The organism is Oceanobacillus damuensis, from assembly GCF_001618145.1.
GTDB lineage: Bacteria > Bacillota > Bacilli > Bacillales > Amphibacillaceae > Oceanobacillus > Oceanobacillus damuensis.
In genome coordinates this window covers 26,536-41,261 of sequence record NZ_LQNF01000009.1, presented here as the reverse complement: position 1 = coordinate 41,261, position 14,726 = coordinate 26,536, and the positions used below count along the sequence as shown (strand labels likewise).

Genomic DNA, 14,726 nt, shown 5'->3' with positions numbered 1-14,726 from the left:
TAAAATTTATTATAGCAGAAAGGATATACCCTATGAATATAAAAGGCTGGATTATATATAATGGCAATCTGCCCGGAAATAAATTTCTTGATTATGCGGAAATGGTACAGCAGGCAGCTACGGAAAAAAATATAGAAACTGTCATCTTCAAAAATAATGTTTTGCTTGGTTTGCTTACAGAGAACAAGCTTGATTTGTTACATACCGGCAATATTGACTTACCGGATTTTGTCGTTTTTGCCGATAAAGATATTTATTTGGCGAGACAACTTGAATTACTCGGCATTCGTGTTTTCAACTCCAGTCAGGCTATCGAAATAAGCGATGATAAGATTGCCACCTATCAGTTACTGGCAGCCAATAACCTACCAATACCGAAGACAATCATTGCGCCCAAAATTTTTAAAAATGGTAAAATTGATTCTGAGCTAGTGAATAAGGTCACGAACACCTTTGGTTTCCCTTTAATTATTAAGGAAACATATGGTTCGTTTGGGGAACAGGTTTATTTGCTGGAGAGCAAGGAGGCTGTCATGGAGAAGATGGAGGAGATACAAGAGAAACCTTATCTGTTCCAGGAATTTATCCCATCCAGCTTCGGAAGAGATTTACGTCTCCAAGTTGTTGGAGACCAAGTAGTTGCAGCTATGCAACGAACAAATAGGAATGACTTTCGTGCAAATGTCACTGCAGGCGGATCGATGGAATCTTATCAACCGTCCAAAATCGAATCGCAGCTTGCTGTATCGGCAGTAAAGGCCATTCATGCTGACTTTGGCGGGGTGGATATATTGATAGGTCCTGGGCAGACCCGCCTGATTTGTGAGGTTAATTCAAATGCACATATTAGAAACCTTCTTGACTGTACTGGTATAAACGCTGCCGAATACATAATAGACTATATTACGGAGGTTTTGTCGTGAAAAATGGCTGGCTTATTTACAGTAAAACAGATGCCTTGCAAAACGCATCTTATATTAAGTGGCTTATGGACGAAGCAAACAAACAAGATCTGTTATTGTCATTAATCCTTCGTGAAGAAATGACGATTGGAATCATAAACAATGATATGAGCATACAGGTTAATAACAAGACTGTACCCCAACCGGATTTTACTATTGTCAGAAGTGTTGAACCATTATTGAACCTTCATTTGGAAGCGATGGGAATACCCGTATTTAATTCTGCAGAGGTTTCCCGTATCTGCAATAACAAAGCTTTGACCCATCTTCATGTTAATCAGCTGGGAGTTCCGATGGTGGAAACAATTTTCAGCAGCAAAGACAATATTCCGGATACACCCCCCTTCTCATACCCGTTTATTGTGAAGGAAGTAAGCGGCAGAAGCGGCAAGCAGGTATATTATATCGAAAACCCAAAGGATTGGATGAAATGCAAAACAACGATTCAGACAGATATCATCCTTCAATCTGCAGACGTGCAGCTAGGTAAGGATCTTCGTGTGTTCATTGTCGGTAAAGAGATTGTTGGTGCCGTGCTGCGCGAAAGCTCGTCGGATTTCAGAGCTAATTATAAACTCGGTGGATCTGCCAAACTTTATAATCTGAAGGAGCACGAAAAAGAACAGATATATAAGATTATCGTACACTTTGATTTTGGGATGGTTGGAATCGATTTTTTAATTGGCCATAATGGTGAATTATTATTTAATGAGATAGAAGATGTGGTAGGCTCCAGAACGTTAAGTGCAACGAGTGACATCAATATTCTTGAAAAGTATATGGCATTTATCAAAGCTGAAATTACATGAAAACAGCGGAAATCTGATCAGATTTCCGCTGTTTTCATGTTAGCCCTTAAGCTCCGATAATCGTGCTTTAACTTTGGCCTGTTTATCGAGATAATCCTGTTCCTTGCGTTTTTCTTCATCTACAACTGATTGTGGTGCTTTACTGACAAAACCTTGGTTGGATAGTTTCTTCTGAACGCGTTCAACTTCTTTTGTCCATTTGGTCAAATCCTTCTCTAAACGCTCAATTTCTTTTTCATAATCAATCAGTCCTTCAAGCGGCAGGAATATTTCTGCACCCGTTACAACAGCAGACATCGCCTTTTCAGGTATATCCAATTTTTCAGCAATCATTAATTCACTAGGATTACAGAAGCGTTCCAGATATTCACGATTACCTTCAAGCTCACGAACAATCTCCCCGTTCTCTGCCTGAATCATCATCTTAATCTGTTTCGACATCGGTGTATCCACTTCCGCACGAATATTACGTACCGACTTGATGATGGTCACTAATCGTTTCATTTCCTTGGAGGCATCTTCGTCATGGAACTCATTGCGTACTTCCGGCCATTTTGCTACCGTAATGGAAGTTCCCTTATGTGGGAGCTGCTGCCAGATTTCTTCAGTAATAAACGGCATATATGGATGCAGCATACGCATTGTCTGATCAAGTACATAGGCAAGAACAGATCTTGTTGTTTGCTTCTTCTCTTCATCGTCACCATATAGTGGAAGTTTTGCCATTTCAATATACCAGTCACAAAGCTCATCCCAGATGAAATTGTATAGATGACGACCAGCTTCACCAAACTCATATTTATTGGTATTCTTCGTTACCGATTCGATCGTTTCATTCAGGCGTGTAAGAATCCATTTATCAGCCAGGGAAAGCTCTCCGCTTAAGTCAATATCTTCATATTGCAATCCTTCCATATTCATTAATGAGAAGCGCGATGCATTCCATACTTTATTGGCAAAGTTCCAGGTAGATTCCACTTTTTCCCATTGGAAACGCAGATCCTGACCTGGTGTAGAACCAGTCAGAAGGAAGTATCTTAATGAGTCGGCCCCATATTTTTCTATTACATCCATTGGGTCAACGCCATTACCTAATGACTTACTCATTTTACGGCCATCGGCGTCCCGGATAAGTCCATGCATCAGTACATCTTTAAACGGTTTTTCTCCAGTAAATTCCTTCGACTGGAATACCATTCTCGCTACCCAGAAGAAAATGATATCGTATCCCGTTACAAGTACATCTGTCGGGAAATAGCGTTTGAAGTCTTCTGCCTCCGTGTCCGGCCAGCCCATTGTGGAGAACGGCCATAATGCAGAGGAGAACCATGTATCAAGCACATCTTCATCTTGCTCCCAATTCTCGATATCTGCTGGCGCTGATTTTCCAACGTAGACCTCTTTTGTTTCTTTGTGATACCATGCCGGAATGCGATGTCCCCACCAAAGCTGGCGCGAAATACACCAATCACGAATGTTCTCCATCCAGTTAAAGTATGTTTTCTCAAAACGTTCCGGAACGAAATTCACTTTATCTTCCCCGTGCTGCATCTCTATTGCAGCTTCTGCGAGGGGTTCCATCTTAACAAACCATTGTGTTGAAAGATATGGTTCCACAACTGCGCCACTTCGTTCAGAATGCCCTACCTGATGCACACGTTCTTCTATTTCAAACAGAACATCCATGTCCTGAAGATCCTTCACAATCTGCTTACGGCATTCAAAGCGGTCAAGCCCTTCGTATTTTCCAGCGTTCTCATTCATGGAACCATCTTCATGCATAACAAGGATACGTTTCAGATCATGCCGATTACCAATTTCAAAATCATTAGGGTCGTGAGCAGGTGTTATTTTAACTGCACCCGATCCAAGTTCCATATCCACATATTCATCGGCTACAATTTCAATTTCACGACCTACAATCGGCAGGATCACCGTTCTGCCGATCAGATGTTTATAACGTTCATCTTTCGGGTGTACGGCAACTGCGGTATCACCAAGCATTGTTTCGGGACGTGTAGTTGCTATTTCAATTGTTTCGTCACTGTCTTTGATTGGATAGCGCATATGATAAAATTTACCTTGCACCTCTTCATAAATCACCTCAATATCGGATAAAGCTGTTTGGGTCTCGGGGTCCCAGTTAATGATGTACTCCCCGCGATAGATAAGCCCTTTTTCATATAACCTGACAAAGACTTCTTTAACCGCATCTGACAGGCCATCATCCAATGTGAAACGTTCACGGGAGTAGTCAAGGCCAAGACCAACTTTTTCCCACTGCGAACGAATGAAATCCGCATACTCTTCCTTCCATTCCCATGCCTTTTCCAAAAACTTCTCACGACCAAGCTCATATCGATTTGTACCCTGTTCCTTCAGTTTTGCTTCTACTTTTGCCTGTGTTGCAATTCCGGCATGATCCATACCGGGAAGCCACAATACATCATAGCCCTGCATCCGTTTCATACGGGATATCGTATCCTGCATTGTTGTATCCCATGCATGACCGAGATGAAGTTTCCCGGTTACATTTGGTGGTGGAATAACAATCGAGAAGGCTTCTTTATCCGGATCACCGGTAGCCTCAAAGTATTTTCCTTCCACCCAAAACTGATATCGTCCTTTTTCCACTTCCTGTGGGTTATACTTTGATGGAAGTGATGTGTTTTCCTGATCGCTCATTTTGTATGCCTCCTATTTTAACTATACTAAAAAACCCTTTTCATCCTGAAATAAAGGACGAAAAGGGTAAGCTTCCGTGGTACCACCTTTGTTTACAAACTCGGAATATGCTGGCAGTCCCCATGCATTCAGGCAAATGCCCTATTTGCATGAATACAAATAGAGAAGGTTTACACCTGCTTATCTGCACTATGAAAGAGTTTGTACACTCATGTATTGATAACGGTCAATGACCGGCTTCCTCTACTACAATTTCAAAGAAGCTGCATCTTGGGCGACCTTCCAGAACAACCTGCCTGGGAAATTCTCAGCACTTGATTTCCCTCTCTTTTAGGCGTTTACTCTGTACTCTTCCCTGTCATCGCTTTCGTATATTGGTTTACTTATTAGTATGCTTATTATTTTATCCGTAACAACCTGCAACGTCAACTATTTTTACTATTGTATTGCACAAATGTGGGGTGTTTATACATAGTATATAAGCAAAAGCGAAGATGTGAGCATAATTTTACCAAAAAGAGGTGTATTCAGTGGCCCGTTATTATCGGTATAAGCTTCCTCCATGGGGGAGGCACTGTCTCTACGTTCTGGAAAAGGTAACATTGCCAATCCTGATTTTCCAATTAATACGTACGTTACTTATTCCTACAACATTTGATGTGCTGTTGCTTGGATTGTTTATCGGTCTGTTTATTGCATTTTATTTGGAATGGATTTAGGTAGCAGAGTTGTCAAAAGAGATGCTCTCATATTCCTCCCTGATGAACTTCCTCCATTTTATTGCGAAAAGGATTTTTCTGTATTGTTGCTGCAATTCTGTGATTTGGTCTGTCATTGGCTTAGTGGAAGAACGCCCCATGTAATCACGAACGATTGTTATATAAGAAGATGGGTTAAACAGATAAATCGAAAGCAGCTGCATTTCCGGTCCAGAAAGGTCGTTTTTTTCTTTGTAGATTTTGAACCCTTCTGTTATCGTTTCGACGGGTTGGTCATAATTTCCGGTCAAGTGACTGAAATAAACAGCCAGATCCGTTGCAGGTAAATCGTACCCAGCATTTTCCCAATTCAAAAGATGCCGATCTGCAATATGCTCTTTTCGCAAATTACCGTGACAGAGGCAACGATTCCATGGGATATGTGCTTCATTTTGTTCAAGGAAGTCATTAATTAACTCATTATTTGCATTGGTTGCATATTCGAGGTCTCTGTACTGCGTGCAAACCAGGAGCTCAAATGGCGACATATACCGATTACCTTCAAACTGTCTTATAATGGAAAGCAATTCTGACGGCAACTGCTTACAAAAGGTTTGATATGTATGAAAGTTTTCTTTTAATTTCTCACTGGAAATACGCTGGGAATTTTTGGTTTTCTCATGTACACTTGCTAAACGATGCATTGTATTCTTTATTGTGTTTTCATCATTTCCACGGGCAGGAATATCTATCCATGGAGTCAGGTAAAAGAACGCTTCATTGAATTTCTCGAATAGCTTGCCATTTTTTGTTAAATATACTGGTACTATTTCCGAGAGGTTTTTTTCATTCGCCAAGTAATATACATTTTGCCATTTTTCAATATTCGCTTCATTTAGTTTACTCATTTTCAGGGCGTAATCGCGTTGGCCGTCATTCACTCGGTATAATCGCTCGGTTATTTTTTCTGTACGGATTGGATAGACCTTATAGGCTTCCATGACTTTCTTTATCTTATCCATCTCATTCACCACCCCTAAAATGATATACCCCCTGAATATAAATAGACAAGGGGTTAAATCTCTTAACTGTTGTGCGGTATATACAACAGCTGGCCTTCATATACTTCAAAATCCGTATCCAAATCGTTATGTTTTATCAATTGCAGTGGACTGATCGAAAAACGTTGTGCAATGCTTTCAATTGTGTCCTGGTCCTGAACAATGCAAAGTCTCATTTTTGTGAAGCTTTCTTCCTCAGTGCTTCGAAAAATATCCGATAAATAAGTAGCGTCCTCCATGGTTTGCTCTTCATACCCCGAAGGATGAACCTCAACAGATTGCTCACCATCGGAAGTGCTGTTATCGTCTGTTGAATTAACTTCCGATTCTTGTGCCACCAATTCTTCCATATCTTCTGCCTTATCTTCTTGTTCCTCTGGTAACTTATTGAAAAACTCCGCTAATGTCTGGGACTTTACTTTCCAACGGTCTGGATCTTCCTTCTCCATAGCTTCGCCTTCCGTTTCTTCAGCTTGGATATCCTGATTTTCCTGCTCTATTACTTCAGGAGGATTTTCCGTTTCTGCTTCTTTCGATTCTTCCCTATCCTCAGCAAATTCTTCTTTTTGCTTTCTGATTTCGAATTCAAAGGTATCTTCTTCATCATCTGCAAACTCATCCAGAACTTGTTCTTCTTTTTCTGTCCGTGGTTTTTCTTCCTCACTGTTGATTCCATGGATTTCAATGGATGCATAGAGCTTTAATTTACCTGATTCCGGTAATTCATAATCAAATGATTCAATATTCACCGTCACATCGTTCAAGTCTGCAACCCGGTAAGGCGGTACGGAAATCTCTACCGGAAAAGAGTGGGAGAAAACAACTGTACCGTCTTCTTCAATGACTTTTTCCACATAACGTTTTGCCTGGAAATCGTCGAAATCAAGCACTTCATCTTCGCTCTCTGCAGACGGTGATCTTTCATATTCTCCACGCAGTTCAATAATTCCTTTAATGGAAATGTACTCATCATAGGACTGAATAGAGATTTCAGGTTCTAAAGCTATTGCTCTCATTTCCGCAACTTCCTGTCCCTTTTCGAAAAACAGAGACTCCTCCAGTTCAAAGGTAAATGCCTTGGAATCGCCTGTCACAAAAATTCCTCCCTTCAACATATATCCATATGCCGATATGTCTTTATAATCTATATGAACAGCAACAATTGTATATGCATGAAAAAAGCTATTCCTTCATTGAATCTCACCTTTACAGATGTTTTCAATAACGGAATAGCTTATGTCTAATTTATGATGATTACTGCTTTTCTATTTTAGAAAATGCTGTACGGATGGCCTGGATTGTTTTTGCAATATCTTCATCCGTATGGGCTGTGGAAAGGAATAGTCCTTCGAATTGTGATGGCGGAAGAAAGACACCTTCGTCCATCATCGCCCGATAATATTGTGCAAAGTAATCAAGGTTTGATGCTTGGGCACTTTCAAAATCCGTTACTTCCTCATTCGTAAAGAATACTCCAACCATAGAACCAGCACGGTTAATATGCAATGGTATATCATATTCCGCAGCGGCTGCACGGAATCCATCGACAAGATGATCAACTTTTTCACTGATCGCTTCGTATGATTCTTTTGTTAAAGCTGCTAATGTCTCATAGCCTGCAGTCATGGCCAATGGATTACCTGATAATGTTCCAGCCTGATAAATCGGTCCAGATGGGGCAATTTGCTCCATTATTTCACGCTTTCCGCCATAGGCACCAACTGGCAGTCCCCCGCCAATCACTTTACCGAGACAAGTAAGATCTGGTGTAACATCGAAATGACCTTGTGCACAATTGTAGTCTACACGGAATCCAGTCATAACTTCATCAAAGATCAATAAAGTCTCATGGTCTTCTGTTATTTGTCTTAATTCCTGCAAGAAGCTGTTCTGTGGTGGGACAACGCCCATATTACCACACACAGGTTCCATAATAACTGCCGCAATGTTATCACCGAAGTTATCAAATGCAACCTTCACACTATCCATATCATTATACGGTACTGTAATCGTGTTGCTGGCAATCGATTTCGGAACTCCCGGACTATCCGGCAAACCTAGCGTCGCAACACCTGAGCCTGCTTTTATCAATAAAGAATCTCCATGCCCATGGTAGCTACCTTCAAATTTTAAGACAAGGTCTTTGCCCGTATATCCTCTTGCAAGTCGAATGGCACTCATTGTAGCTTCTGTACCACTATTGACCATACGGATCATTTCAATTGAAGGTACACGTTCAATCACAAGCTGTGCAAGTTTATTTTCCAGTACGGTTGGAGCCCCGAAGCTCGTCCCTTTTTCGGCAGCTTCCTTTAAGCTTGCTACCACACGGTCATCAGCATGCCCTAAAATCAATGGTCCCCAGCTTAATACGTAGTCGATGTATTCATTGCCATCGATATCGTAAATTTTGGAACCTTTTCCTGCTTCCATAAAAACAGGAGACATCCCAACTGATTTAAATGCTCGTACGGGAGAATTGACTCCGCCAGGCATTAAATTTACTGCTTCTTTATATGCATCCATAGAATTATTATAGCTTCTCACCATTTACACCCCTTCAGTCATTTTCTTTCAGCCATATGGCAACATCTTTTGCAAAGTACGAGATGATTAAATCTGCTCCGGCACGTTTCATGGAAGTTAGCTTTTCCATTACCAATGATTTCTCATCAATCCAGCCATTTTGCGCTGCTGCCTTTACCATCGCATATTCACCACTTACATTATAGGCAACTACTGGTAAATTAAAGTTGTCCCTCACTTCACGAACGATGTCAAGGTACGACATTGCAGGTTTTACAATAAGAAAATCTGCTCCTTCCGCAACGTCAGTTTCAGCTTCCCTCAGTGCTTCCAATCGGTTTGCAGGGTCCATCTGGTATGTTTTGCGATCACCAAACTGTGGTGTACTGTCTGCTGCATCACGGAATGGACCGTAGAATGCTGACGCGTATTTTACAGCATAAGACATAATTGGAATATGTAAATATCCGGCCTCATCCAATGCTGCCCGGATAACTGCGACAAAACCATCCATCATATTGGAAGGTGCAATAATGTCTGCACCTGCCTGGGCTTGGGAAACTGCAGTTTTGGCGAGTAATTTCAGTGATTCGTCATTATTGACGTCATGATCGTGAATAACACCGCAATGACCGTGTGAAGTGTACTCGCATAAGCAAGTATCAGCGACTACAAGCAGTTCAGGAAATTCCTTTTTGACTAGACGTGTCGCTTTTTGGATAATGCCGTCCTCTGCGAATGCTCCAGAACCGACTTCATCTTTCTCTGAGATTACTCCAAAGAAAATAACAGAGCGGATTCCAAGCTCGTACACTTCCCTTACCTCATCAAGCAATAAGTCAAAGGAAAGCTGATATACCCCCGGCATTGATGGAACCTCATTTTTTACATTTTGGCCTTCAATGACAAACATCGGGTAAATAAAATCTTCTGTACGTAAATGCGTTTCACGTACCATGGAACGCAAGCCCGAGGATGAACGTAATCTTCGGTGGCGCTTAAAGTTTATCGGGTGAGACATATGATCCTTCCTTTCTGTTTATGTAATTGCTTATTGCTTCTAGCATCGACTCTGTAGTGAACTTATGTGGTGTAATGATGGCACTGAAACCAAGTTCCCTTGCCCGCTGTTCTGTTGTGGTACCAATACAGACAATATTCTTCTCAGGTATCGCTTCAGCCATTTCCAGAAATGCCTCAACAGTTGAAGGGCTTGTAAAAGTAATAAAATCAATGTCATCCTTTGACAGGATTTGATTGAGCTCTTCTTTTGCATCATTATTAACAGATGTCTCATAAACCTCCATGGAATCAAAGGCTAGCTGCTTTTTGGAAAATTCCACCGGCAGAACATCCCTTGAACGATTGCCGCGAATCAAGAGGACTGGACCTTCCTCACTGAATTCATTCCCAAATTCCTTGGCCATGTTCTCCGCATTATAGGTAGAAGGAACAAATGAGGTTTGATAACCATATGCATTTAAAGCCTGTTCTGTCTTCTGACCCACAGTGGCAAATTTAAGTTGTCCAAAAGTATGCACGTGATATTTTTCAGTTAGACGAAAAAAACAATCCACCCCGTTGGCACTTGTAAAAAAAATCCATGTATAGGTCTGGATTTTGGCAAGGATTTGCTGATTTTCCTTTGCATCTTTACATGAAATTCTAAGTAATGGAACCGTAACAGGTATGCCACCAAGGGCTGCAAGTTTTTCTGCAAGCACATTTGCCTGCTTCGCTTCCCTTGTTATAAGAACTTTGCATCCATGCAATGATAGATCCATTACTTGTCTAGCTCCTCTTTTACCTGTTCCACAATCTCCTTGGCACCTTGCTTGATCAATGATTCTGCCGCCTCTTTTCCGACTGCTTCCGGATCACTTCCTCGGACAATTTCTTTGAGTATTGTTTTTCCATCAGGTGTTCCGACTAATGCGGTCAGGACAATATCATTCTCTTCAAGGTAAGCGTATCCGCCAATTGGTACTTGGCATCCGCCTTCAAGTAAGTTCAGAAATGTTCTTTCTGCTGTTACAGTTCTTGTTGTTAAGTCGTCGTTGATTTTTTCCAGAATCCCGCGGATTTCTTCGTCATCTTCACGGCTTTCAATAGCTAAAGCGCCCTGCCCAACAGCTGGAACACAGATTTCCGGCTCCAAGTATTCGGTAATTAGTTCTTCACTCAATCCAACCCGTTTAAGCCCGGAGACAGCAAGAATAATCGCATCGTAGTCCTCTTCCTGTAATTTTCGAATCCGTGTTTCAATATTGCCGCGGATCCATTTAATCTTTAGGTCCGGACGTTCAGCGAGTATTTGCGCTGCTCGACGTAAACTGCTTGTTCCAACAATCGCCTCTTTTGGCAAGTCTGCAAGTTTTACATGATCATTTGCAATATAGGCATCACGATGATCTTCTCTCACAGGAATAGAAGAAATCACAAGTCCCTCTGGCATCTCTGATGGCATGTCTTTCATACTATGTACTGCAAAATCAATTTCCTTATCATACATAGCCTGCTCAATCTCTTTTACAAAGAGACCTTTACCGCCTACTTTTGATAACGTAACATCAAGAATCCGATCTCCTTTTGTTACGATTTTTTTTATTTCAAAATCATTTTTAACTCCAGCTTCTTTCAGCTGATTAATTACCCACTTTGTTTGGGTCAGGGCTAAATTACTTTGTCTTGAACCTACTACAATCTTGCGCATATATGATCCTCCTAAAAGTGAAAATTCGATAATGAGCTGAATAAAAAGAAATTGATCAGCAAAATCAGGAAAGCAACTGTGTTGAAAGATGATAGGAACTTTCCTTTGTAACCGAATATGATCCTTAAAATTAAATACACTGTATAAACAATCAAAACAATGATGGAACCAATCGTTTTAGCATCAATCCAAAAAAATGCTGATGTGGAGACATTGGCCCAGACGACACCTAGTATAATCGCTATTAATAATAATGGTACCCCTGCCGACACCGCTCTAAAACTATAGTTATCCAGCACACCTAAATCACCAAGCCGCCACATCCATTTTAAACCTTTTTTCTTTTTTAAGAAACGATATTGAATTAAATACATAATGGATAGCAAAAACGCCAATGTAAAAAAACCATACGAAATGATTGCAAGTGTAATATGGGCAATGAGAATTTCATGTACAAAAGCAATCGCCTGACTTGGAAAACGGTTGGCAGCACTTGCAGCCACATACATCAACAAAATAAAGAATCCGAATATATTTATAAACATTCCTATAAAACGAACAGGAAACAGTTTATTGATGATGAGCGAAAACGTAATGAGGACCCATGAATACATAAGCAGACTATCCACGACGGTCGCAACAGGAAAGCTCTTCTGAACGATTATCTCATAAACGAAAAAAACAGTTTGAATAAACCAAACCATACTAAGCAACCAGAAAGCAATTCTATTTGCTTTCCGGCTGTTATGAATGAAATCTATAAAATAACCGATTAAACTGAAGCCGTATATAATAAGAATAATTTCATAAAGCCACTTCATTTCAATCATCGTATTATCCTTTCTTCATTCTTAGGAAACTGTAATTGGCGGCCTGGATAACGAAGGGCATAATGGCTATCCACATCCAGCCACAGTGTCCATCGCCTAATACACTTTCCATATTTTCGTTCGAGAAAGAAGTGCACATCGACACAAGGAAATAGATGCGGTGAAAATAGGTGGGCTAAACGTGCCGGTTATAGTCACATGCCTCTATTCTGTACTGATGCTCCAACCTTTTTGGTGTTAACTGGTAGATAATTTTTCAATGACCGGAAAGGAAGTTTTTTCATCTTTTGCAAGTGTCTGCATCAATTCACTTTTTTTTGCCTGTCTCTCAAATTCTTCCTTCACTTCCTCCTCAATACCGAAAATATCGATGAAAAGCTGTAATGATTCTTCTGCCTTTTCGCTCCCGGCAAGCTCTTTCGCTTGTGTAACCGGTTCTTTCAACAGCTGGTTAATAATACTTTTTGTATGCTTGCTGATCACTTTCTTTTCACGGGCTGTCATATCAGGCATTTTTCTTTCGATACTTTTCATCGTTTCCGCCTGGATGGATAGTGCTTTTTTACGTAATGCCGAAATGACAGGCACTACTCCCAATGTTTTCATCCATTCCTTAAACATGACAATTTCTTCTTCCATCATTATTTCTATTTGCTTGGCAGCTGCTTTTCTAGCTTCCAGGTTATCATCAACGATGTTTTTTAAATTATCGATATCATAAAGAAACACATCATCCAGATTGCTGATTTGTGGGTCGACATCTCTTGGAACGGCAATATCTACGAGGAAAAGAACTTTTCCTTTGCGGTTTTTCTGAATTGGCTCGAGCATTTCCTTCGTCAGTACAATAGAATCAGATCCAGTGGAGCTGATTAATATATCTGCTTTCTGAATAACATCCAGTAAGTTGTCCATGCTTTGGGCTTTTGCGTTAAATTTATTTGCCAGCTCTTCTGCTTTTTTCAATGTACGATTAATAACCGTAATTTCCGTTGTCCCTGAGCCTTGCAGGTTTTTGGCAGCAAGCTCGCCCATTTTTCCCGCCCCGAGAATTGCTACATGTTTGTTCTGCAGATCACCAAAGATTTTCTTTGCCAATTCCACGGCAGCATAACTGATTGAAACGGCATGCTCGCCAATTTCTGTTTCTTTATGGGCACGCTTTCCAAATGTAATCGCTTGTTTAAATAATTCATTAAAGATCGTTCCAGTCGTCTGCATTTCCTGTGAGGTCAAAAATGCCTGTTTTACCTGACCAAGGATTTGCGTCTCACCAAGTACCATAGAGTCAAGCCCTGTAGAAACACGGAAAAGGTGTTCCATTGCACCATCATCTTCCGTAATACGCAAATAAGAGGAAAATTCCTCCTTATCCATTTGAAACCAATCAGCCAGAAATTGCTTTATATAATAACGGCCGGTGTGTAATTGATCGACCACGGCATAGATTTCTGTCCGGTTGCATGTTGAAACAATCACATTTTCCAGAATGCTTTTCTGTCTCTTCAATTCAACCATCGCCTCATGAAGAGATTGTTCTGCAAACGTGAGCTTCTCCCTTATTTCTACAGGGGCTGTTTTATAATTGAAACCTACTTTTAAAATATGCACTTTTCTACCCCCATTAGAAAACTTGGTTGCCACCAAGTCTTTCGGTGACAGCCTTCATTTCGCTTAGGCAGACAGGCAAGCCTGTACTTTCCTGCCTCTAGATAAATTACGGATATATCCCCATACTTACGTTACCTGTCTACTAGTATAACATGTATTGCGGTAGTCTTTATCATTAAATTGTGAACAGATTCTGAAACAATATGTTAGTATAAAACGTATAATAACAACTCGTCTGTACTTTACCATACTGTAGACGGGTTATCAACAAATCGACTCATACTCCGGAGGGACATTCATTAATGAAAAAACAAAATTCATTACTCGCCTATCTACTCATTGGAATCGGTATCTATTTTCTTTTAAGAGAGCTTAAGATTCCAATTCTTACAGACTTTTATTCCTGGCAGACATTACTCATTATTATCGGCCTTTCACTTCTAATACATAGCTACACATCAAAAGGCTATCAAAATTTATTCGGTGGAACAATCATTCTTGGGATAGGAATTCACTTGCATGGAGTCCAGCATTACAGCTTCTGGATTGATCATTGGGCAGTATTTCTATTGATTATCGGATTGGCATTCATCGTTCGTTACAGCAAAACGAAGAATGGATTGCTTCCGGGGCTGTTTCTCGTTGCTCTTGCTGTCCTGATGATCTTTTCTATTAATCTGCCGGATTATTTGGATTGGATATACGAGATTGTTGATGTATTAGAAAGCTTTTGGCCGATTGCACTCATCCTTGTCGGAATCTATTTTCTCAGAAAGAGATGAATAAATTGCAATTTATACATCTCTTTCCTGTTAAAAAAGCTCACTTGCC

Annotated in this window: 13 protein-coding genes and 1 other annotated feature; of the genes, 4 read left to right on the top strand and 9 right to left on the bottom strand. The window is 40.5% G+C overall.

Annotated features, from left to right (window positions below):
* The first annotated feature begins 32 nt into the window (after positions 1 to 32).
* Both A4245_RS08370 and A4245_RS08365 read left to right on the top strand, forming a co-directional pair.
* Complete coding sequence (locus A4245_RS08370; RefSeq protein WP_067727273.1) at positions 33 to 923, top strand: ATP-grasp domain-containing protein; 891 nt, start codon at positions 33 to 35, stop codon at positions 921 to 923.
* Positions 920 to 1,771: an ATP-grasp domain-containing protein gene (locus tag A4245_RS08365; RefSeq protein WP_067727272.1), complete on the top strand. Its 852-nt coding sequence runs from the start codon at positions 920 to 922 to the stop codon at positions 1,769 to 1,771. Before A4245_RS08370 ends, A4245_RS08365 begins: the two co-directional genes overlap by 4 nt.
* A gap of 39 nt (positions 1,772 to 1,810) precedes the next feature.
* On the opposite strand, the gene A4245_RS08360 is transcribed toward A4245_RS08365, so the two are convergent.
* On the bottom strand, positions 1,811 to 4,456 hold the full coding sequence (locus tag A4245_RS08360) for a valine--tRNA ligase (protein ID WP_067727271.1): 2,646 nt from the start codon (positions 4,454 to 4,456) through the stop codon (positions 1,811 to 1,813).
* 50 nt (positions 4,457 to 4,506) lie between these two features.
* Positions 4,507 to 4,827 (bottom strand) — a binding site (T-box leader).
* 159 nt (positions 4,828 to 4,986) lie between these two features.
* On the opposite strand from A4245_RS08360, the gene A4245_RS08355 reads away from it, so the two are divergent.
* A complete protein-coding gene (locus A4245_RS08355; protein ID WP_067727270.1) occupies positions 4,987 to 5,175 on the top strand; it encodes a hypothetical protein in 189 nt (62 codons plus the stop codon).
* On the opposite strand, the gene A4245_RS08350 is transcribed toward A4245_RS08355, so the two are convergent.
* The 8 genes from A4245_RS08350 to hemA form a co-directional block, all read right to left on the bottom strand.
* Positions 5,172 to 6,176 (bottom strand): phosphotransferase, encoded by a 1,005-nt coding sequence (locus A4245_RS08350; RefSeq protein WP_067727269.1) that lies wholly within the window; start codon positions 6,174 to 6,176, stop codon positions 5,172 to 5,174. The two genes, A4245_RS08355 and A4245_RS08350, sit on opposite strands and share 4 nt — an antisense overlap.
* 62 nt (positions 6,177 to 6,238) lie before the next feature.
* Complete coding sequence (gene spoVID / locus A4245_RS08345; protein WP_067727268.1) at positions 6,239 to 7,309, bottom strand: stage VI sporulation protein D; 1,071 nt, start codon at positions 7,307 to 7,309, stop codon at positions 6,239 to 6,241.
* A gap of 160 nt (positions 7,310 to 7,469) precedes the next feature.
* A complete protein-coding gene (hemL, locus tag A4245_RS08340; protein WP_067727267.1) occupies positions 7,470 to 8,765 on the bottom strand; it encodes a glutamate-1-semialdehyde 2,1-aminomutase in 1,296 nt (431 codons plus the stop codon).
* A 10-nt stretch (positions 8,766 to 8,775) separates the two neighbouring features.
* Positions 8,776 to 9,762, bottom strand: a complete 987-nt coding sequence (gene hemB, locus A4245_RS08335) for a porphobilinogen synthase (RefSeq protein ID WP_067727266.1) — start codon at positions 9,760 to 9,762, stop codon at positions 8,776 to 8,778.
* Positions 9,740 to 10,525, bottom strand: coding sequence for a uroporphyrinogen-III synthase (locus A4245_RS08330; protein ID WP_067727265.1), 786 nt, complete (start codon positions 10,523 to 10,525; stop codon positions 9,740 to 9,742). Before A4245_RS08330 ends, hemB begins: the two co-directional genes overlap by 23 nt.
* Positions 10,525 to 11,454: a hydroxymethylbilane synthase gene (gene hemC / locus A4245_RS08325; protein ID WP_067727264.1), complete on the bottom strand. Its 930-nt coding sequence runs from the start codon at positions 11,452 to 11,454 to the stop codon at positions 10,525 to 10,527. Before hemC ends, A4245_RS08330 begins: the two co-directional genes overlap by 1 nt.
* An 11-nt stretch (positions 11,455 to 11,465) precedes the next feature.
* Positions 11,466 to 12,284: a cytochrome c biogenesis protein gene (locus tag A4245_RS08320; RefSeq protein ID WP_067727263.1), complete on the bottom strand. Its 819-nt coding sequence runs from the start codon at positions 12,282 to 12,284 to the stop codon at positions 11,466 to 11,468.
* Positions 12,285 to 12,521: 237 nt separating this feature from the next.
* Positions 12,522 to 13,895 (bottom strand): glutamyl-tRNA reductase, encoded by a 1,374-nt coding sequence (gene hemA / locus A4245_RS08315; protein WP_067727262.1) that lies wholly within the window; start codon positions 13,893 to 13,895, stop codon positions 12,522 to 12,524.
* 302 nt (positions 13,896 to 14,197) lie between these two features.
* Here hemA and A4245_RS08310 point away from each other — a divergent pair, with 302 nt between their 5' ends.
* A complete protein-coding gene (locus A4245_RS08310; protein WP_067727261.1) occupies positions 14,198 to 14,677 on the top strand; it encodes a LiaI-LiaF-like domain-containing protein in 480 nt (159 codons plus the stop codon).
* The last annotated feature ends 49 nt before the right edge of the window (positions 14,678 to 14,726 follow it).

What these genes read in the sequence shown, in the direction of transcription:
- A4245_RS08320 (WP_067727263.1), bottom strand. Translation starts at nt 12,284, where the DNA reads ATGATTGAAATGAAGTGGCTTTATGAAATTATTCTTATTATATACGGC.
- A4245_RS08360 (WP_067727271.1), bottom strand. Translation starts at nt 4,456, where the DNA reads ATGAGCGATCAGGAAAACACATCACTTCCATCAAAGTATAACCCACAG.
- hemL (WP_067727267.1), bottom strand. Translation starts at nt 8,765, where the DNA reads ATGGTGAGAAGCTATAATAATTCTATGGATGCATATAAAGAAGCAGTA.
- A4245_RS08330 (WP_067727265.1), bottom strand. Translation starts at nt 10,525, where the DNA reads ATGGATCTATCATTGCATGGATGCAAAGTTCTTATAACAAGGGAAGCG.
- hemB (WP_067727266.1), bottom strand. Translation starts at nt 9,762, where the DNA reads ATGTCTCACCCGATAAACTTTAAGCGCCACCGAAGATTACGTTCATCC.
- A4245_RS08370 (WP_067727273.1), top strand. Translation starts at nt 33, where the DNA reads ATGAATATAAAAGGCTGGATTATATATAATGGCAATCTGCCCGGAAAT.
- A4245_RS08350 (WP_067727269.1), bottom strand. Translation starts at nt 6,176, where the DNA reads ATGGATAAGATAAAGAAAGTCATGGAAGCCTATAAGGTCTATCCAATC.
- hemC (WP_067727264.1), bottom strand. Translation starts at nt 11,454, where the DNA reads ATGCGCAAGATTGTAGTAGGTTCAAGACAAAGTAATTTAGCCCTGACC.
- A4245_RS08310 (WP_067727261.1), top strand. Translation starts at nt 14,198, where the DNA reads ATGAAAAAACAAAATTCATTACTCGCCTATCTACTCATTGGAATCGGT.